18 protein-coding genes and 1 pseudogene are annotated in these 19,673 nt (G+C 62.0%); 6 read left to right on the top strand and 13 right to left on the bottom strand.

Annotation, left to right across the window (positions count from 1 at the left end; genetic code table 11):
• Positions 1 to 262: 262 nt before the first annotated feature.
• From KF691_06485 to KF691_06470, 4 genes and pseudogenes are all read right to left on the bottom strand, one after another.
• Positions 263 to 394: pseudogene (locus tag KF691_06485) on the bottom strand (prepilin-type N-terminal cleavage/methylation domain-containing protein).
• A gap of 167 nt (positions 395 to 561) precedes the next feature.
• Positions 562 to 1,800 carry a prepilin-type N-terminal cleavage/methylation domain-containing protein gene (locus tag KF691_06480; protein MBX3389087.1) on the bottom strand — a complete coding sequence of 413 codons (1,239 nt, stop codon included), beginning with the start codon at positions 1,798 to 1,800 and terminating at the stop codon, positions 562 to 564.
• 96 nt (positions 1,801 to 1,896) lie between these two features.
• Positions 1,897 to 3,159: a prepilin-type N-terminal cleavage/methylation domain-containing protein gene (locus tag KF691_06475; protein MBX3389086.1), complete on the bottom strand. Its 1,263-nt coding sequence runs from the start codon at positions 3,157 to 3,159 to the stop codon at positions 1,897 to 1,899.
• Positions 3,160 to 3,641: 482 nt separating this feature from the next.
• Positions 3,642 to 4,658: a hypothetical protein gene (locus KF691_06470; protein MBX3389085.1), complete on the bottom strand. Its 1,017-nt coding sequence runs from the start codon at positions 4,656 to 4,658 to the stop codon at positions 3,642 to 3,644.
• Between the two features lie 711 nt (positions 4,659 to 5,369).
• Here KF691_06470 and KF691_06465 point away from each other — a divergent pair.
• The gene (locus KF691_06465; GenBank protein MBX3389084.1) at positions 5,370 to 6,812 is read left to right on the top strand and encodes a hypothetical protein; all 1,443 of its coding nucleotides are present in this window, start codon (positions 5,370 to 5,372) and stop codon (positions 6,810 to 6,812) included.
• 117 nt (positions 6,813 to 6,929) lie between these two features.
• Here KF691_06465 and rny read toward each other — a convergent pair whose 3' ends face one another.
• Positions 6,930 to 8,513: a ribonuclease Y gene (rny, locus tag KF691_06460; protein MBX3389083.1), complete on the bottom strand. Its 1,584-nt coding sequence runs from the start codon at positions 8,511 to 8,513 to the stop codon at positions 6,930 to 6,932.
• 515 nt (positions 8,514 to 9,028) lie between these two features.
• On the opposite strand from rny, the gene KF691_06455 reads away from it, so the two are divergent.
• Positions 9,029 to 9,847, top strand: coding sequence for a hypothetical protein (locus KF691_06455; protein ID MBX3389082.1), 819 nt, complete (start codon positions 9,029 to 9,031; stop codon positions 9,845 to 9,847).
• Positions 9,848 to 9,973: 126 nt separating this feature from the next.
• On the opposite strand, the gene KF691_06450 is transcribed toward KF691_06455, so the two are convergent.
• From KF691_06450 to KF691_06435, 4 genes are all read right to left on the bottom strand, one after another.
• The gene (locus tag KF691_06450; protein ID MBX3389081.1) at positions 9,974 to 10,810 is read right to left on the bottom strand and encodes a hypothetical protein; all 837 of its coding nucleotides are present in this window, start codon (positions 10,808 to 10,810) and stop codon (positions 9,974 to 9,976) included.
• 133 nt (positions 10,811 to 10,943) lie between these two features.
• Positions 10,944 to 11,351 (bottom strand): hypothetical protein, encoded by a 408-nt coding sequence (locus KF691_06445; protein ID MBX3389080.1) that lies wholly within the window; start codon positions 11,349 to 11,351, stop codon positions 10,944 to 10,946.
• A gap of 28 nt (positions 11,352 to 11,379) precedes the next feature.
• The gene (gene scpB, locus KF691_06440) at positions 11,380 to 12,063 is read right to left on the bottom strand and encodes an SMC-Scp complex subunit ScpB (GenBank protein ID MBX3389079.1); all 684 of its coding nucleotides are present in this window, start codon (positions 12,061 to 12,063) and stop codon (positions 11,380 to 11,382) included.
• Positions 12,064 to 12,156: 93 nt separating this feature from the next.
• Positions 12,157 to 13,320, bottom strand: a complete 1,164-nt coding sequence (locus KF691_06435; protein ID MBX3389078.1) for a cobalamin-dependent protein — start codon at positions 13,318 to 13,320, stop codon at positions 12,157 to 12,159.
• An 81-nt stretch (positions 13,321 to 13,401) separates the two neighbouring features.
• Between KF691_06435 and KF691_06430 the strand changes: the two genes are divergently transcribed.
• On the top strand, positions 13,402 to 14,154 hold the full coding sequence (locus tag KF691_06430; protein ID MBX3389077.1) for a queuosine precursor transporter: 753 nt from the start codon (positions 13,402 to 13,404) through the stop codon (positions 14,152 to 14,154).
• Positions 14,155 to 14,181: 27 nt separating this feature from the next.
• Here the strand turns inward: KF691_06430 and KF691_06425 are convergent, their stop codons facing one another.
• Positions 14,182 to 14,736 carry an NUDIX hydrolase gene (locus tag KF691_06425; GenBank protein ID MBX3389076.1) on the bottom strand — a complete coding sequence of 185 codons (555 nt, stop codon included), beginning with the start codon at positions 14,734 to 14,736 and terminating at the stop codon, positions 14,182 to 14,184.
• A 17-nt stretch (positions 14,737 to 14,753) separates the two neighbouring features.
• Here KF691_06425 and KF691_06420 point away from each other — a divergent pair, with 17 nt between their 5' ends.
• Both KF691_06420 and KF691_06415 read left to right on the top strand, forming a co-directional pair.
• Positions 14,754 to 15,605, top strand: a complete 852-nt coding sequence (locus tag KF691_06420; protein ID MBX3389075.1) for an ABC transporter ATP-binding protein — start codon at positions 14,754 to 14,756, stop codon at positions 15,603 to 15,605.
• 15 nt (positions 15,606 to 15,620) lie between these two features.
• Complete coding sequence (locus tag KF691_06415) at positions 15,621 to 16,649, top strand: MCE family protein (GenBank protein ID MBX3389074.1); 1,029 nt, start codon at positions 15,621 to 15,623, stop codon at positions 16,647 to 16,649.
• 1 nt (position 16,650) lies between these two features.
• On the opposite strand, the gene KF691_06410 is transcribed toward KF691_06415, so the two are convergent.
• From KF691_06410 to eno, 3 genes are read right to left on the bottom strand one after another with little or no spacing between them, the layout of a single operon-like run.
• The gene (locus tag KF691_06410; protein ID MBX3389073.1) at positions 16,651 to 17,016 is read right to left on the bottom strand and encodes a DUF5615 family PIN-like protein; all 366 of its coding nucleotides are present in this window, start codon (positions 17,014 to 17,016) and stop codon (positions 16,651 to 16,653) included.
• Entirely contained in the window at positions 17,013 to 17,267 is a 255-nt protein-coding gene (locus KF691_06405; protein MBX3389072.1) for a DUF433 domain-containing protein, read from the bottom strand. Before KF691_06405 ends, KF691_06410 begins: the two co-directional genes overlap by 4 nt.
• Before the next feature lie 12 nt (positions 17,268 to 17,279).
• A complete protein-coding gene (eno, locus tag KF691_06400; GenBank protein MBX3389071.1) occupies positions 17,280 to 18,581 on the bottom strand; it encodes a phosphopyruvate hydratase in 1,302 nt (433 codons plus the stop codon).
• A 136-nt stretch (positions 18,582 to 18,717) separates the two neighbouring features.
• On the opposite strand from eno, the gene KF691_06395 reads away from it, so the two are divergent.
• The gene (locus KF691_06395; protein ID MBX3389070.1) at positions 18,718 to 19,428 is read left to right on the top strand and encodes a hypothetical protein; all 711 of its coding nucleotides are present in this window, start codon (positions 18,718 to 18,720) and stop codon (positions 19,426 to 19,428) included.
• The last annotated feature ends 245 nt before the right edge of the window (positions 19,429 to 19,673 follow it).

Genomic DNA, 19,673 nt, shown 5'->3' with positions numbered 1-19,673 from the left:
ACGGGAACCAGCCTTCGGGCATCGCGAACTTGTCGGGGTCGGTGAACTTGAGCCGCTTCTGCATGATGTACGTGAACTGCATGGCGGCGCCGTGCATGTCGTTGTCCGCGTACTGCGTGGCAACGGGGATGAAGCGTGAGAAGTCGCCGGGGATCGGCGTGCCGCGGAACCACGAGTAGTTGAAGAGCTTGTCCTTGTTCTCTCCGCTGTAACTCGCGGAAGCGGTCGCGAAGCTGCGCAGGTTTGCCATGCAGACGGCCATGCGCGCCGACCTGCGTGCGTTGCCGAGTGCGGGGAGCAGGATGCCGATGAGCAGCGCGATGATTGCAATGACGATCAGCAGTTCGATCAGCGTGAAAGCCGATCGCCCCCGCCGGAAAAGGCGAATTGACATAGGCCGAGTTACCTCCTCAAAACCGAGACAGAAGACGAAAGCTTAACAGAAACCTCGCAGATCCGCAAGTATGGGGTGGCCCTGTTTTGCTGATAACTATCCATTCCGCATCTCTCCCGATTCACCTCCGACTCGCCACCGATTCACCCCGTCATGTACCCCCCGACCTACCAAGTGCCGGTCGTGGTGTCCAGCTCGCTTTCAGCGATCGCCGAAAGGCTTTGCTCAGGCCCCGGCTTGATGATCGTCGCGCGCCTCCCGCCCGCACCGACGCCTCGCGGCACATCCCAACCGAGCAGCCCGCCCCTCGTGTAGCGGAACCAGCCCGCGGCGACTTTGTATTGCTTCAATCCCTCAGCGTTCACGCCGGTGAAAGTGCTGATGTCGGGGTCGTATGCCTGCTGCTGCTTGGTGTATTGCAGGCGAAGCTGCATCGATCGCGTGCTGCCGCCACGGGTGCTGGTGTTCGAAGGATCCCACCCGGGATTGGTCTCGCCGGTCTGGTAGACGCGCACCGAGCCGTCGTAGAACGCGAGGGGCTGAACGGATTCGGGCGCGGCGAAAAAGGTCGTCTTCTTGCCGAAGTGACGACCGAACTCGTCGGACATGATCACTTTCTGACTGGGGAAGCGCACGTCGGTCAGGCGGTTGAAGCCGAACTGGCCGGGCATGGCGGAATCGGCGCTGCCCTCTTTGGTGTAGAAACTGCCGCCGCCGTTGGTTGTGGGATACCAGATCGCGGTGAGGAAATTCCCGGGGACGGAAGCGGTCGGGTTGAAGCGGCGCTCGGCGCGCGAGGGGCCCCAGTGCGCCTGGTGGATGTTGTACGAGGTGCTGAAGGGCCAGCGCCAGGTTGAGAGCGTGTTGTCGCCGCCGTTTTCCGGATAAGGCAGACCTGTCAGGCGAGGCTGATCCCACTGACGCTGGATCGCGATGCGCCACGCGTCTTCGGGGCACGCGGCAACAGGCGAGGGCATGACGCCCCCGATGTAGTCGGTGAGCGGGACGTGCGTGTAGAGAATGAACGGGATCCAGTTTTCCGGCACGGGCGCGAATTCATCCGAAAGGCCCGTCTTGTGCCGGATGATGCTGACGACCTGAAAAGACGCGGCGACGAGATCGCTCGGAAAATACAGGCTCTTGAACTTTTCCCAGCCGGGAAGATCGACCGGATACGGATCGGAACTGCGCCAATCCATCGCGGGGAGGCGATCCTTTTTTTCGGCGGCGTAGGAACCGGTGGCGATGGCGTAGGTGCGCTCGTTGGCGGTGCACTTGACGAGTTTGCCCTGGCGACGCGCGAGCCCGAGCGCGGGAAGCAGGATGCCGATGAGCAGCGCGATGATCGCGATGACGACAAGCAATTCGATGAGCGTAAAGCCGCGGGCGCACCGGCGCGTTCGCATAGTCACTCCAGGTTGATCAACCCACGAGAGACGTTGAGCGCGAATAGAAAAGAAAAACGCCCGGGAGAACCCCGGGCGCTTCAATCTCAACACAAATTACCACTTGCCGACAGAGGTATCCAACTCGTTTTCCCAGACGTTGGTCATCTTCTGGCTGGGGCCCGGATTCTGGAGAACAGCCTGCTTGCCGTTTTGGGCGCCGCCCGAAGCAACACCGCGCGGCGTATCCCAGCCAAACAGACCGCCACGGGTGTACTTGAACCAGCCTGCGGCAACCTTGTATTTGCGATGCCCACTCGAGTCGGTGTCGGTATAGGTCGACATCTGCGGGTCCCAATCGGATTGGGTGACTGTGTATTCAAGCCGCAGGCCCATCGCGTTGGCGCTGCCGCCACGCCGGCTTGAAGAGCTTTGGTCCCACCCCGGATTGGTGTCGCTCGTTTGATAGATACGGACCGAGCCATCGTAGAAGGCGAGAGGCTGTCGCGACTCCGGTGCGGCGAAGTACGTCGTCTTGCGTCCGAAGTGGCGGCCATATTCATCCGACATCATCGTTTTCTGCGAAGGGAAACGGATGTCGCCGGTTTTGTTGTAGCCAAAGACACCCTTAATCGAAGGTTCGCCGTCGTACTTCCAGGTATTTCCGCTGCCGTTCGGATCGGGAAACGGAAAGGCGGTTAACGCCGATTGACCATCCGGACGCAGTCGGCGTTCCTGACGTGAGGGTCCGAAGTGCGACTGGTGGAACTGATAGGAAGCGCTGAACGGCCAACGCCACGGACGACCCGTCGAGCCATCGCCGTTTTCGCCTGAGGGCGGATACGGAAGTCCCGTGGACGCCGGATCTCTCCAATTGCGCTGGATTGCGTTGCGCCACGAATCTTCCGGGCACGCGGCGGTGGTGTTGGGCAATTGGCCACCCGTGTAATTCACCCCGGCGATATGCGTGTAAAGGATGAATGGAATCCAGTTTGACGGAACAGGCGCGTCCACGTCGGACATGCCGGTCTTCACGCGGATGTTGTACACCACCTCGAACGCGAAGGCCTCTTGATCGTCCTGATAATACAAGCCGGCATTCTTATCCCAACCCGGGAGCAAAGTGTTCTTCGGATCTCCGGACTTGTAGGTTGGCCCGAGCAAGCGATCTTTGTTTTCTCCGGCGAAGCTCGCATTCGCGATTCCGAACTGCTTGAGATTGCTCGAGCAGATCGTGAGCTTGCCGCTGCGGCGTGCTTCGCCCAGCGCCGGCAACAGGATGCCGATCAGAAGGGCAATGATCGCGATGACGATCAAAAGTTCGATGAGGGTGAAGCCTGCGGAGCCACGCGATTTGCGGGCGAACACGTCCTTCAGCATTTCCGATCTCCCAGCAGGGCGCGGAATCGCGCCCGTTTCTAAGAACGACCCGAGTTCGATACGCAGATCCGGAAACCCCGGCTGCGGCGAATCGGAGATTTTTTCCCGCCGCGCGAGCCGGGTCAACCGATGACCAAGCCCTCCACGGAGGCGACCGTCACTCCAACACCCTCACAAGTCGTTCAAAAACCATTCGAAAAACAGAGCAAAACCACACGTTTCCATGCTCCGCCGCAGGACGCGGCCGCCAGAATTGGCTCTGAGAGCATACCACAATTTCGAGCGAAAAAGGTCCGGGGATGCAGGATTTTGGAGTGAGCGCGAAAAAACCGGGAAGACGGGGGAAATTCGGATTTGGGATGGCGAATGGCGGAATCGAGCGAATGCCCGACGTTCTCGCTGGTTTAGGCATTCACCCACCCCCCTCCCCCTCGCTCCGGGAGAGGGTTTCGGAAGTGCGCGATGGGAGATTTGAGGCATCGCTAAGGCCAGCGTGTCGAGCGAAGCCGGTCGAGTTCCTGACCGGGAGTGGCTTGCGGCATGGGCTGGCTCTGCGGCATGGGCTGGCTCTGCGGGCTCATCGGGTCGGGTTGCGCGGGCGGCTCGCTCGGTTTCGGGGTTTCTTCCGGGGGCGGTGCGCTTGGTGCCTGCTTCGGGGGCTCGTCCTTTTCGGATACTTCGGCGGGTGGCCGAACGGTCGGAGGCGGGCTGCTCGGCGCAGCGTTCGGCGGAGCCGACTCGATCGACGCGGGCGTCGCGGCAGTTCTCGAGCCGCCGGAGTTTTCCGCGGCACCGGAAACCAGCACCCAGATCGCGCCGAGCGCGACGATCGCCCAGATCGCCGCGACGCCCATGAGCACCCAGAAGCGCACGCGGAGCGAGGCGATCTCGGATTCGAGCCGCGCACCGGAAACCGCGGCACGCGGGGGTGCAGCATTCCGGAAGACAACAGGTTGAACCGGCGGCGCCTGCCCAAAATGAGACTGCTCAAGTTGAGATTGCTCAAGATGAAGCTGCTCGCTGCGGGGCGGCTCGTGAACCGGGTGGCCGCTGCCGGGGAGCGCACGGACGGGCATCAGCCCCAGAAACTGGCGATCGGGATCCGCGTGGAAGACCGCGCCGCAATTCGGGCATTCCGATTCTCCGGCAATCGGGTGCTGGCAGGAATGGCAGACCCCGCCGGCGGTGAGCTTGTGCGCAACGCCGGGCACGCGCCGGGCCGGATACCAGAATTGCGAAGTGCTGGGCCCGCGCAGGATGGTGTCGGCGACGATCTTGCCTCGCGCGACCATCGCGAGGATCGTCTCGTAGGAACAGCCGGGGCGGAAGGGATGCTGCTCGTCGCGGATGAACCAGGGACCCATGGCGTTCTGCGTTGCCTGGCGCGAGAGCGGATCGAGCGGGCCGGAGCACTCGGCGCAGCGCGGCTGATCAGGGGTTGCGCCGCCGCAAAACGGGCAGACGAAGGCGGCGATTGGATTCGGCGAAGACTCGGTCATGCGGAACCGTCCGCGGGGCGGGGTCGGGCGGTTCGTTCAGAATACCAAGACGCGGATACGAGAAAAGGCATTCAACTCAAAGGGCTCGAAGGACTCAAAGGGTTGAGAGGCGGGAGAGAACGCCGAGGGACATTCACTCAAATGAACGACGGAGACAGACGCCGGAACAGGCAGGATGGAGAGAACGCGGAGTCGCGGGAGTTGCGCGGAGAGGAAGAAGGGATATCGCGAGACGGAAAGGCCAACCGAAGGAAGATCGAAGCGACGAACAGCAGAAGAGACGAAGAAACAGAACAAAAAGAAGAACAGTCGATTCGAGGCGCCCAACAAATGCGACCGTTGAAGAAATTGAGAGTAAGCGCACCGACACCCAGTCCCCATTCTGCAAAAACCACAAAGATGTGGAATGCTGTCAACTCTGTGCGCCACATTGGTTTGCGCGATCACAAATCGTACGAATCGGAAAAATTGGACTATTCACAATCTGCAAATGAAACTATCCCGTAGCTTGTCTCGCGGCGAAGAGCGCGCGATCGACGCCGCTCAGACGAGCAGGTTGCTTGTCTGAATACAACCTTTGCGCGGCGGGAGTCTTTCATGCGGACTGAAAAGTTGCGGCGCGGGCAGAATGAATCGGCGCAGTTTTTTAGGCGAATCGGATTGAGCGCGGTGGCCGCATTTGCGTGCGTTGCGGGGTTACCGAGCTCTTCGTTGGCGGTTCCATGCGGAGGAACAGCAAATCACTGGAGTGTTCCGGCCTACGACGTTGACGATTTTCCATACATTCACGCCGTCACGATGTGGAACGGATACCTTGTTGTCGGGGGGCATTTCTACGTGATTGGAGGAATCGAGGCGAACAACATTGCTTTGTACGATCCGATCAACGATGAATGGTCGCCGTTTCTATGGGGTTTTGGAGATGCCGAGAACGGTCTCAACAACACGGTCAATGCGCTCGCGGTTTTCGAGGGGCGGTTGGTCGCCGGCGGCGGTTTCCAAATCGGCGGCGAAGACTATCCGATTAGCGGCCTGGCGGTATGGGATGGAGACGATTGGACAGACGAGCTGGGCCGCATTTCGATCGAATACCCAGCGATACCTCCGAGTTGGCCGTGTCCGTCGTATGGCTGGGCTTGGGAGTCGGGCGGTGCCACGGCTTTGGCGCTCCGCACGATCGACAACGGGGACTCGACGCAGGATCTGCTCGTTTCGGGATACTTCAATCGAATCGGCGGGCACGGAACCGGCTATCCGTACACATACTGCGACTGGGCGATTGTCGGCTCGTCGGCCGCGAATTGCCTGGCCCGGATTCATCGCAACACGATGACGACCAATATCGAATACGTGCCGATGGATCAGGATCAGATCGCGGCGGACATTGATGTTTTTGGTTCGTGGGGAACGGACGTGCTTGCACACGATGGCAAGGTGTATCTCATCGGAGCGTTTGCCTATTCGAATGCCGTGCTCGAATACGACGGGAGCGACTGGACCAACATCGGGACACCCCACACAACCAATTTGTTCAATCCGAACTTCAGATCACTTGGCGTCGCCGATGGCGATCTCGTGGTGGGCGGTCACTTTACTTCGATCGATTCGACGCCCGCACTTGGGGTCGCGCGGTGGGACGGTTCGGACTGGAGTGCCATGGGTGATGGCCTGTTCAACGTCGATTCGCTCGATGTGCTTTCGACGGGAGAGCTGGTCGCGGTAGGAGATTTTTCGACCACCTATTCGGCGGACAGCCCGAACCACATCGCCCGCTGGACCGGAACGGCGTGGGCACCGTTTGGAGACGGCACGAATGGCGGGGCGGGCTCCGATCAATGGAATGCCGTGGCCGGTTCACATTCGGTTGCCCCTCTGGCGAATGGAAAGTTCTACTTCGGAGGGGGCTTCACCACCGCCGGTGGATTGACTGCACGAGGGGTGGCCTTGTGGCGCAACTGCCGCGCAGATCTGAATGACGATGGTGTCGTCGACGAAACGGACTATGTCATGTTTATTTGCGCCTACAACCTCGTCGATTGTGATGAGTCGGACATGCCGGCGCACTGCCCGGCGGATCTCAACGATGACGGGATCGTCGAGGATGCTGACTTCACAATCTTCTCGGCGGCATACAACGCGTACGACTGTCCGTAACGGGACCCCCCACCAGATCGAAACGCCGTCATCCGGGAAAACCGACTGACGGCGATTCCGCGAATGGCGTTTCTCGCCGACATTCCACATCCGTGGATCGATATCCCGCATCGGGCGTCATCGTGCGACTTCGATCGCCCGGGTTTCGCGGAGAACGGTAACTTTGATCTCGCCGGGGAAGGTCATTTCTTCGCTCACGCGCTTGGCAATCTTGTGCGCAATCAGATAGGCCTCGTCGTCGTTCACGCGGTTGGCATCGACCATGACGCGGACTTCGCGCCCGGCCTGGATCGCGTGCGCCTCGTTGACGCCGCGGAAACCCAGCGCGATGTCCTGCAGCTCCGTGAGGCGCTGGACGTACTTCTCCATGCTCTCGCGCCGGGCGCCGGGCCGCGCCGAAGAAACTGCGTCAGCAGCCATGACGATGGGGGTGTAAAAGCTCGTGCTCGGGATGTCGGCGTGGTGGCCACCGATCGCGTTGAGCACCGGCTCCTTCTCACCGAACTGGCGCGCGAAGTCCATGCCGATCTTGGGGTGGCCGCCCTCCATCTCGTGATCCATCGCCTTGCCGATATCGTGCAGGAAGCCGCAGCGCCGCGCGATCGTGCCGTCGAGCCCGAGTTGATCGGCGATGACCTGGCAGAGATAGGCGACCTCGATCGAGTGGCGCAGCACATTCTGGCCGTACGAGGTGCGATAAGCGAGTTTGCCCATCGCCTCGCTCACCTTCGGGTGCAGCCCGCGCAGGTTCACCTCGAGCACGGCGTCGCGCCCGAACTTGAGCACCTTCTCGTTGATCTCGCTCTTGACCTTCTCGACGACTTCCTCGATGCGGGTCGGGTGCATGCGCCCGTCGGCGATGAGCCGTTCGAGCGCTTCCACGGCGACGGCCTGGCGGATCTTGTCGAAGCACGAGACCACGATCACGCCGGGCGTGTCGTCCACGATGATGTCGGCGCCGGTCACCTTCTCGATCGCGCGGATGTTTCGGCCCTCGCGCCCGATGATGCGGCCCTTCATGTCGTCCGACGGGATCGCGACCGTGCGCACCGTTGACTCCGACGTGTGCTCGGTCGCGTAGCGCTGGATCGCCATCAGCGTGATCTCGCGCGACTTCTCCTTGGCCTCGGTTTCCGCGGCCTCGGTGAACTTGCGCACGATCTTGGCGGCGTCGTGGCGCGCGTCTTCTTCGACTTTGACGAGCAATTCGGCCTTGGCCTGTTCCGGCGTGAGCCCGGTCATCTGGAAGAGCTTGTCCTTCTGACCCTGGATGACGCGGTCGAGCTCGGCCTCGCGCGTCTGCATGCCCTGTTCGCGCGATTTGAGTTGATCGGCCTGGCGCGAAAGCGTCTGCTCCTTGAGCGTGAGGGCTTCCTCCTTGCGGTCAAAGAGGTCCTCGCGCTTCTGGAGCCTCCGCTCCGCCTCACGCACCTCGTTCCGGGTGTCCTCGATCTCTTTCTCGATTGTCGCCTTGCGTTCGAGAAGCGACTTGTCCGCTTCCACCCGGACTTTTTCCGCGGCGACGCGGGCGTCGGATTCGGCCCGCGCGATGGTCTCGGCGGCCTTGGCCTTGGCGCTCGCCAATGCCTGGGAAGCGATGAACTTGTCGATGAGGACGCCGACGCCGACGCAAACCAGGGCGACGCCGCCGAGAATGCCGTAGAGCTGCCCACCTTCGAGCGAGAGTGTTTGGATGATCACAGACGATCCTCCTATCGAGGACCGACCGGAATCGCGGAACAGAAAAAGCGATCACCCACCGTGTGCGGCAGCGCGTTCCCGCGCTTGAATCCGGGCAGATTCTGTCATCGTTTCGATTTCGTCGAATGCTCCCTGATGGCCGTGCACGCTTTTCGGGAGGCTTGGTTTCCGCACCGATCGCACGAGTTCCGCCTGTCGCCCGGCTCCCGCACCTGGTCGGCGCACCGGACTCGGCAGAAACACGTTGGATGAGCCGAACCAAGGACTCCCGTCTTCGTCCTATCGCTTCGTCTAGCCCCGAATCGATCCCGAGTCGTTGTTGCAAGTGAAAGTCGGTATTTGTCCGGCCCGCGCCGGAACTCGACTCTATCGTACCGCAAATAGAGCCTCCGTGTTTCGAGTTTGGGGGCTTCTCCCGAGATTGATTCGCTCTCGAGGGTTCACCCTTGAGCGGAAATTGCCGAAGACCCCCATCCCTGACCGATTGCTACCACGACAGTAAGGAGACTCGCCGAATGCGAAGCCTGGCCCGTCCCGCCCTCGATCTCGTCCGGTGTCCGAATTCGGTCGCCGCGATCTGCCTTCTGGCGGCGCTGGCGCTCCAAGTCGGTGGCTGCGCTTCGCAGTCCGCGCCCGTCACAATCAGCGGAAGCGAGTTGCTGGAACGCAGCCCCGTCCTCGCGATCGACGTCGAAAATGAGCGCGGCGCCGTGCTGGTCACCGTGAATCCGAACGTGAAGACGCCCCGCGTAACCGCGAACGCGGGCACGCTCCGAGGCGAGCCGGTCGCGAACTTCCAGGGTGACAAGTGGGCCTCTTCCGACATCCAGGAAATGGACGGCCGCGCCGTGCTGAAGGTCCGGAGCGTACCGGAAGAGGGCGCGCAGCACTGGGTGCAGATCACGATCGATGTGCCTTCGTGCGATGGCCTTCGCATCAAGAATTCAGACGGTGCGATCGAAGTCCGCGGCGCAAACGGCGCGATCTCGATCGAGAACGGCGGCGCCGGAAAGCCCGGCGGACGCGTGTACGTCGACGCCGGGAAACCGAACACCTCCCCGATCTCGATCACGACAGCAACCGGCAATATCGACCTCGAACTACCCACGGATTCGACCGGTGATGTCGAGCTCATTTCGGGAAACCGTGCGCTGGCGGCAATGGTCGCGTGGACGGGGCAGGTGACGAACAGCAGCATCCGTCCCGGGCTGTACACGGGCATTCTGAATTGGGGCACGAATCCGATCCGCCTCAAAGCGACACAGGGAGAGGTCCGCCTGCAAGTCGGACCATTCCGGTTCGGAAACCCGCAGAAACGGTACTACTACCAGTAAGAAGTTCGCGGCACAGCTTTGTGGCGACGGCGTTTGCAATGCACGGCTTCATCGCCGGCCGGTCAACGGCATAGCTTTGACAAGTGCACGCCGCGGTCTGGCGGCGGCGCGCGATTGGCGACAGAATCAGGCGGCCCGGCGGACGGAGCGCTGGCGATCCTGTAGTGCCTGAACGTAATTCACGAGCAGATCGGCAACAAACGGCCGGTACGCGGTGTGGAACGCAAACTCAAACGAAACACCCGCGTACACGTCCTGCTCGTGATTGAGATGCGTGTGCACGATGCGCGCCGTGACGCCGAGCGGAGCCGGCATTTCGGGGCGGAGATCGAAGCGGGCCCAGATCAGCTTGGAACGGTTGGCGCCGCTGGTTTCGGAGCGCGGCACAAGCAGGCCGACTCCGCCGCCGCCGATGTTGAGCAGTTTGGCCTTGAAGACCGGACCGACTTCGGGCAGCAGCGTGGAAACCACGCCGCTCTTCATCGCGTCGCGGCAGGCGACCTCCGCGGGCACAGCCGAGAGCGGATCGAGAAGCGGAAAGCACTCGACCTCCGGGAGGCGGATCTCGGCGGTGGCGACGCGCAGGAACTGGCGGCGCTGACAGCGCTCGACTTCTTCGGGCATGCGCAGTCGGACCGCGGGCATCATGCCTCGGGGGCCGGCGGTTGTGGTCATGCCCAGCGTCTTGGAGCGGAACATCCAGCGATTCTGACCGACGGCGAGGATTCCGACGACTTCGACATCTTCGCCGAGGTGGATCGCATTGCCCATGGCGACGGGAGCTTCGACGACGAGTTCGGAATCATCGAAGCGAATGACGCGGACGCGCCAGACGAGGTCGCCGCTGTTGGCTTCCGGGTCGATGCCGGGACGGGCAACGGTGAACTCGATGCCGCCGCTGCGGTCCTTGATCTGCTGGAGACAATCACGCCAACGTTCGGTTCGGGAGCGGCTTGCTGGCAAGGCGAATCTCCTGTGTCGGAATCGCAGGAGCATCGGCCTCGCGCACGGGCAGGTTTATGGCGAATGGCAATCGTCGGAGTTCTCGGACGGGCGCTGCCCGCACGACCGTGCGCGATCGCCCCATCGCGGCGGGCTATTTCACCTCGCGCACGATCACGAGGACCTGATTGCCCGGAGCGGGGAAGTAGATGCGGCCCCGGCTGATCCTCTTGTCGCTGGTTGTCGCAGTCACGACCATCTCGTAGCGCTCCGCGTCTTTGTTGGTGATCGGGATCAGGAATTCGCCGGTGGGCTCGGAGACGCCGCTCCCGATGATCGCGCCGTTCTGCCCCTCGCCGGCATACCGACGGACGACAATCGAAGCTCCGCCGACGCCGTCCTGCTTGAAGCGCGGGTCGTTCTCGTCAAGAACGGTGACGACGTTTCCGGGACCTTCGATGACGCGGCCGCTCATTTTTCCGGCGCTCTCGCAGCCCCACGCGAGGCACGCGGCGGCAAGAACCATGGGAACGGAAACGCTCGAAATAAGTTTGGACGTCAAGGCGTGATCCTCCGGCGAATGGCGCGCGCTAGAGCGCGGCCTTGAGTTCTTCTGGGCTTGGGAGATCCGCGGTCGATGCGAGACCGAAGTGATCGAGGAATTGGCGCGTTGTGCCGTAAAGGAGCGGGCGGCCGAGCTCTTCGGCGCGGCCGCGGATTCCGATGAGGTGGCGGTCGATGAGGCTCTTCAAGACTTCGCCGCAGGAAACGCCGCGGATGGATTCGAGTTCGGCGCGGGTGATCGGCTGGCGATAGGCGATGATGGCGAGCGTCTCGACGGCCGCCTTGGAGAGGCGGGTCTGCTGGCGATCCTTGTGGAATCGGGCGAGCGTCGGCGCGAAAGCCGGCAGCGTCATAACACGGAGGCCGCCGGCGATGCGCTCGATGCGGAACGAGCGGGAAGTCGATTCGTATTCGCCGTTGAGCGCCGCGACCAGCCGCTCGATGACGCGCTCGGCGGACTCAATAACCGCGGATCGCTTGGCGCTGGCCTTCTTCTGCGGCTCGGTGGGTTCGTCGCCCGCTTTCGCGTCGGCTTTGGATTCGGGCTTTTCTTCCGGAATCAGCCCCAGAGCCCGCGCGGCTTTTTCGGCCGGGATGGGCTTGTCGATGCTCAGGAGCAGCGCCTCGAGGTGACCCTTCAGGGGCGCGACGGCTGCGTCGAGCGGCGGGTTCCCCGCTGATTCGGCCTTCTCAGTGGATTCGACGTCCATGTCTTTCATGCGTGTTGCCTCGTCCTTGCGGCACCCGACAGTATCAGATCGGCGCGAACCCGGCGCGGGCTCCATTCCGGCAATTTCTTCGGGCTATTTCACGAGCGCGTCGAGCAATTCGGGGATGCCCTGGGAGCGGGTGGCGACGGTCTCGACGATCGGCCGCTTGCCCGCAACGTCTTTGAGATCGCGGACAAGTTCGTTCTCGCCGGGGTGATCCGCCTTGTTGCAGACGAAGATGTCGGCAATCTCGAGGATGCCGGCCTTGTCCATCTGCACGGCGTCGCCCATACCCGGAGTGAGAACCACGGCGGTGAAATCGACGTGCTGGCGGATGCGGGTCTCGTTCTGACCGGCGCCAACCGTTTCGACAAAGAGCGTGTCGAAAGTGAGGTCGGGGTCCTCATGCGCGCCGCCGATGAGTTCGATGATTTCGGGAAGGGCGTGGTAGTCCTCCCCGCTGATGGCGAGGCTTCGGTAGTAGACGCTCTCACCGAGATTGTTGAAGTCCACGCGGAGGCGATCGCCCAGCAGCGCGCCGCTGGTGATCGGACTCATCGGGTCGAACGCGATCACGGCGCAGCGGCCGCCACAAGAAGAATCTTTCTCGTCTTTGGCGCGCCGCGTGAATTCACCGACGAGCTGCGCAACCAGCGTCGACTTCCCCGCGCCCGGAGAACCGGTAACCCCGATGACGCGCTTGGGGCGGCGGCGCTTCGCGTCCGAGCGGACTTTCTTGTTGTCGTGAACGAGAGAGATATCGCGGGCGAGCTGAGCGGTGCCGCTGTTGACTTCCTCGGCGCGCGGCTTGGTGGCTTCGCGCACGGCGTTGACGATATCGAGTAGACCGGTTCCGGTGGTGAAGCACTTGGAGATGCCGGCCTTCGCGAGGGCTTCGAGGTCTTCCTGCGGCAGGATGCCGCCCATGTACACGGGAAGGTCGGGGCGACCGACTTCTTTCAGCGCCTTCATCAGATTGGGGCCGAGCACGAGATGAGAGTTGCTCATCATCGAGGCGGCGATGACGTCGCAATCTTCATCTCGCGCGGAGATCGCAAGGCTCTTTGGCGTCTGCCAGAGACCGGAATAGATGACGTGGACGCCGGAATCTCGGAGCGCGCGTGCGATGACCTTGACGCCCCGATCGTGGCCGTCGAGGCCCATTTTGCCGAGCAGCACGCGGGGCCGGTGCGGCAAGTCGGCGCAGCGGTCTTTCTTCTCGAACTCGGTTGTCGGCGTGTTGAGCGCGGTCGTCATGCGTGGCGGATTCTAAGCGGTTTGCGGCGACGGGCCGCAACTCAAATGGTGAAACGAGCATCGCAAATTCCGGTATTCTCCATGACTATTCAGGCGAACGACCCGACCCATCCTCACGCGCTGACTCGGGCGCAAACCCTCTATCTGTGGCTGACGGCGGTCAACGTCACGGCGCTTGTGCTCGCGAACATACTGGGCGTGAAGCTCTTCTCGTTCGAAACGGGCTGGACGGTTCTTGGGTGGCAAGGCAAGATCGAGCACACCGTCGGCATGCTGCCGTTCCCGATCACTTTCCTGATCACGGACCTGCTCACGGAATACTTCGGTCGCAAGGCCGCCCGTCAGACGACCTATGTGGCGTTCGCGATGGCGGTCTTTGCGTTCATCCTGATCAGTGTCGGTCGGAAGATCCCGATTCTTGAAGGCATACCGGGGACCGCAAATCAGCAGGCCTTCGAGAATATTTTCGGGTCGGCAACGTTGATGTATATCGCGTCGCTGATCGCGTTCCTGCTCGGCTCGCTGCTCGACATCTTCGTGTTCACGATCTTCAAGCGCATGACGGGCGGCAAGATGGTCTGGCTGCGCGCCACCGGCAGCACGATCATCAGCCAGATGTTCGATTCGCTGCTCGTGACGTGGCTCTTTTTCTACGGCTTCCCGAAGCTGCTGAACCAGGATTCGGCCACGCTCGACTTTGTGATCCGCACCGCTTTCACGGGGTACATCCTGAAGTTCGTGATCGCGATTCTGCTCACCCCCGCGATTTATTTGGGGCGCTGGGCGATTGCTCGGGCGTTCAATCTGCGACCGGTTCCCGCGAGCGAGGCGTGACGCCTAGCGCAATGCTTTGCGTGACGTCTAGAGCAATCCCTTGCGTGCCGCGAGAAGAATCGCGAGGATGGACTTCCCGTCTTCGAGTCGCCCGTCCGCTGCCATTGCCACCGCTTCGGCGGCCGGAATGATTTCAACCTGGATTGATTCGTCTTCTTCAAGCTGCTGCCCCACTTCCGTCAGGTCGGTCGCGACGAAGGTGTACATCCGCTCGTCGGACATTCCGGGTGAGGGAAGAAACTCCACGAGCGGCTCGATGCGGGCGGCACGAAAGCCGGTTTCTTCGATGAGTTCGCGACCGGCACACGCGATCGGCTCTTCGCCTTTTTCGAGCGTTCCGGCGGGGATTTCAAGGATCGATCGCCTGATCGAAAAGCGGTGATTGCGAACGAACACGACGTGGCGTGCGCCGGCCGTCGAGAGAATCGGGAGAATCACCGCCGCACCTCCATGGCGAACAAGGTCGACTTCGATGGTTCGCCCGTTGGGCATTCCGACTCTCACGAGCTCAAAGTCAAACTTGCGGCCCTTGCGGACGGTCGTTCGGCTGATCTCGCGGATACCCTCGTCCGGTGTGCTCATGATCCGAGCGTATCTCGATGCCGCCAGCCTCACCTCAATTCAACCCGGACTCTTCCTCGGCGGCCGCCGGTTCGGCGCCGGTGATTTCCGCTGAACGACGGAACGGCGAAGCGGCCCGTCCGATTATCCGGCTCCGGAATGTTCACAAAGCGTTCCATCACCTGCAGGTTCTGACCGGGGTGGATCTCGACATCGAAGAGGGGAAGACGACCGTCGTGCTCGGGCCGTCCGGGTCGGGCAAGAGCGTGATGCTCAAGCACATCGTCGGGCTGCTCCGCCCCGACTCGGGCGAAATCTACTTCGATGGGGAACGGGTCGACAACCTGAAGGAACGCGACCTGATCGACGTTCGCCTGCAGATCGGGCTGCTCTTTCAGGGCGGCGCGCTCTTTGATTCGCTCACGGTCGAAGAGAACATCGAGTTTCCGCTGCGCGAGCACACCAAACTCACGCGGGAAGAGCGCCACGACCGAGTCGCGCGTGCGCTCGAGGTCGTGGACCTCAAGGGCATGTTCACAAAGCTGCCGGCGCAGCTTTCGGGCGGGCAGCGCAAACGCGTGGCGCTCGCCCGCGCGATCGTGCTCGAGCCGCGGGTCGTTCTGTACGACGAACCGACCACCGGTCTTGATCCGATCCGCTCCGACGGGATCAACGAATTGATCATCAAGCTCAGCAAGCAGATGGGCGTAACGAGCATCGTGGTGACGCACGACCTTGTTTCGGCGCAGAAAGTGGCGGACCGCTGCGTCTTGCTGCTGCACGGAAAGGTTGCCGCCGACGGGACATACGCAGAATTGGCGCATCACCGCAACGAACACGTCAGTCACTTCTTCATGGGCCAATACGATCGGGAGTATGAGAAGGACTGATTCCGCGAGCACGCCATGAACAAGTCCGTCGTGCGGGATTTTCTGGTCGGCCTGACCGCCATCATCGGCGTCGGTGGCCTGCTGATCATGCTCATGCTCTTCGGCGAGTTCCGCAAGCGCTTCGAGCCGGTTTATGCGATCAAATTGTCGATGCCGTCGGGCGCCGGAGTCGGCAGCGCTTCTCCGGTGCTCTTCAACGGCGTGCGCGTCGGCGCGATCACCAACCTCGCGGTCGCCGATCCGCCGAGCGATGGGATGATCGCGACACTGAAGATCAACAAGGGTGTCCGCATCCCGCGCGATCTTTCTGTTTACATCGAAAAGGGCCTTGTCGGCGAGGCATCGATGGCGCTCTCCTTCGCGCCGGGCGCCGATCTCACCGCCTTCGTTCCTGAAGACGCCTTTGCTCCGGGGAAGAACACCGCGCCGATGCGCGTCGAGCCGCACTCGCTCTTCAGCGATCTGCAGCGTCCGCTCGACCGGCTCTCGCTCACGGCGGAAAAGTTCGAGAAGTTCGCCGACACCTACACGAAAGTCGGCGAGAGCCTGCAGGCGTTGCTCGAACCGCGCAACCCGTCGGATGTTGACAACGGCAAAGCACCGACCGTCGCCTCGATTCTTTCCCGGGTTGATTCGCTGCTCGTCGGCCTCAACAAGTGGGTCGGCGATGATGCGCTCTACAACAGCCTCAAGGACAATTCGCAGAAGATCAACGATCTGATGACCGACGCGCGTGCCGCGGCCAAGAGCATCGACAGCGCCGCCAGGAGCCTCGACGACAAGGGCGAACGCGCGGTCGCGGCCGTCGAAAACCTGGGCCGCGATGCGAAAGCGACGCTCTCGCGCTTGGACGGCGCGCTCACCGACATCGGCGCGATCGCGGGCAAGATCAACCGGGGCGAGGGCACCGCCGGGCAGATCGTGAACAACCCGGATCTGTATCGCTCCCTGAACAGCGCCGCGGATCGTCTGGACAAGGCGCTCACCGAACTGCAACTGCTGCTGCAGAAGTTTAAGGCCGAGGGGATCAAGGTCGGGTTGTGAGTCAGTCCTTGCGGGTTTTGTGAACCCGAACGCGATCATCGAAGAGCACAATCAGCGCCCCGGCAATCAAATCAGCTTCGATGTTCGGCAAGACGTGCTGAATCGCCTCGAACTGAGCACGGGCTCGACCGCTGTTGAGCCGGAGCAGAAGCACCGACGGAGTTGCCCGTCCGCTGCTCAAGAGCAATGTCTGAAAATCTATATCCTGCGTAATGATGTGCCGAGCGTCGCCGATCGCCGAATCAAAGATCGCGCGATCTGACGAACGATCGAGACCACTCTGATCAACATGCACGCAGTCGTGCCCCGCCTCGCGCAAGTCACGAGCGACGCGCCAAGATACCGACTCGTCTACAAGGAACCTCATGAGCCCGTGGGTCGAAGTGTGGTGACACGATCTTCAGCCAAATCCGCGGCATAGTCGAGCGCCGCATCAAGGTCAGCCTCTTCGAGCTTCGGATAGTCCGAGAGAATCTCTTCCCGCGACATCCCCGACGCGAAGCAACGAAGCACCGTTGCCACCGGCAATCGAAGACCGCGAATGCAAGCCTGCCCGCCCATCTTGTCGGGTTCAAAGGTCACGCGGGTGCGCCACGGAACTCTGGAAGGACTCGCCATGGGTCAATCGTATCAGCCTCGCCACCAAGTCGTCTTCCCGTACACCGCGCTCTCGCCCAGCTCTTCCGCGATCCGCAGCAACTGGTTGTACTTCGCGTTGCGGTCGCTGCGGCAGGGCGCGCCCGTCTTGATCTGTCCGCAGTTCGTCGCAACAGCCAGGTCGGCGATCGTTGAATCTTCCGTCTCGCCCGAACGGTGGCTCATCACCGCGGCATACCGGTTCCGCATCGCGAGATTCACGGCGTCCAGCGTTTCGCTCAGGCTCCCGATCTGATTCACCTTCACGAGAATCGCGTTCGCGCACTTCTCGTCCAGCCCGCGCTGCAGGAACTTGCGGTTGGTGACAAACAAGTCGTCGCCGACGAGTTGCACCTTCGCGCCGAGTTTCTCGGTCAGTTTCTTCCAGCCCGACCAGTCGTTCTCCGCGAGCCCGTCCTCGATCGAGCGGATCGGATACTTCGAGCACCAGTCGGACCACATCTGAATCATGTGATCGCTGCTCACGACTTCCTTCGTGCTCTTGAAGAACTTGTAGCCCTGCTTGCCTTCTTCCTTCGCCTCGTTCCAGCACTCGCTCGCCGCCGGATCGAGCGCGACGAAAATCTGCTCACCCCACTTGTAACCGGCCTTGCCGGTCGCTTCCTCGAGCAATTTGAGAGCTTCTTCGTTGTTCTTGAGGTTCGGCGCGAAACCGCCTTCATCGCCGACGGCGGTCGAAAGCCCCTTGGTGTGCAGAACCTTCTTCAGGCTGTGGTAGATCTCGACGCCCGCGCGAAGTCCGTCCTCGAATGAATCGAATCCCCACGGCTGGATCATGAATTCCTGAAAGTCCACCGTGCTGTCGGCGTGCTTGCCGCCGTTGAGCACGTTGAGCATCGGCACGGGCAGCGTGCGCGCGGCGCTGCCGCCGATGTAGCGATAGAGCGGCAGACCTGCCGCGGCCGCCGCGGCCTTGGCGACCGCGAGTGAAACGCCGAGGATCGCGTTCGCGCCGAGACGCCCCTTGTTGGGCGAGCTGTCGATCTGATTCATCAGTTTGTCGATCGATTCCTGGCGCGTCGCATCGAGCCCGAGGAGTTCCGGAGCGAGGAAGCCGTTGACATTGTTCACGGCCTTCAGCACGCCCTTGCCCAGGTAGCGCCCCTTGTCGTCGTCGCGCAGCTCGACCGCTTCGTTCTCGCCGGTCGAGGCGCCCGACGGCACCGCGGCCCGACCGATAAATCCGGAATCGAGCGTGACATCGACTTCAAGAGTCGGGTTGCCGCGGGAATCAAGAATCTGACGGGCCTTCACGGATTGGATTTCAAAGGACATGGGATGCTCCGGATTTCGCGCTTCAGGGACGGGGCTGTGCCCGCCGGCCGCTGGTGCGGTTGAAAACGAGCGTAAGCGAGGCCGGGCGAGGGTTCAATCTGCGTGGTATGGTTGTGGTGGACGATCCGGAACAGCCATGCCCCAGGACTTCCCCAAACGCATCGCGCAGCTCTCGACCGACCTTGAATCTCAGGGGCGCCGTGTCCAGGCACTTCTGGAACTCGCGCTCGATTCGTTTTTCACCCGCGACGAGACCAAGGCGGGAAAAGTCAACAGCGATGACGACGCCATCGACGCGTCCGATGTGGCGATCGAAAAGGCGTGCGTGGCGCTGCTCAACGATGCCACGAACGAGGGCGCCAGCCTTGGCGAGAGCGATCTGCGCCGTGTGCTCACGATCGTCAAGATCAACAACGAACTCGAACGCGTCGCGGATGTCGCGGTCGACCTTTCCGACCTCGTCAAGCCGATGGTTTCGGGCGGCGCGGCACAGTCCCGCGCGTTCCCCGCGACTTTCCGCATGATGGCCAACAGCGTCATCGGGATTCTCCGCGATACAACGACCGCTTTCGCCCGGATGGATGCGCCGCTCGCGAAAGTCGTGCTCCAGAGCCAGCACTGCGTGACCGCGTTCAAGGACGCGATCATCCGCGACGGTGAACAGCAGATCGCCAAAGGGCAGATGACCATCGACTTCGCGTTCCTGCTCCTCGAAGTCGCCAGCCAGTGCGAACTCGTCGCCGATCATTGCACCAACATCGCCGAACAGATCATCTACGCCAGCACCGGCGCGATCGTCCGCCACACGCCCACGCAGTGGATCGAGATTCCGCGGCAGGGCGCGTGACTACCCGCAGCTTTGCATTCGAACATTTGAGGCATTGAAAAAATACAAGTATTCATCCGGGGTCCGCCCACACGAGGCAAGTCAGCGCTCCTTGGCAATCGCGACGACGTTTTTCGCGTTCATCATCACCGCCGTTGTGCTTGCAAACGCAAGATCGTGCGATCCTGAAAAGCGAGCCCGCAGCTCGTCGGCGGGCGCGCCCCGATGGCCCTGGGCTGATCTCGAACATTCGCCTCAACCGATTG

It is taken from the genome of Phycisphaeraceae bacterium (genome assembly GCA_019636555.1).
Classification (GTDB): Bacteria; Planctomycetota; Phycisphaerae; order Phycisphaerales; family UBA1924; genus JAFEBO01.
Note: the sequence above shows the minus strand (reverse complement) of the source record. Positions and strands in the feature narration are given on the sequence as shown.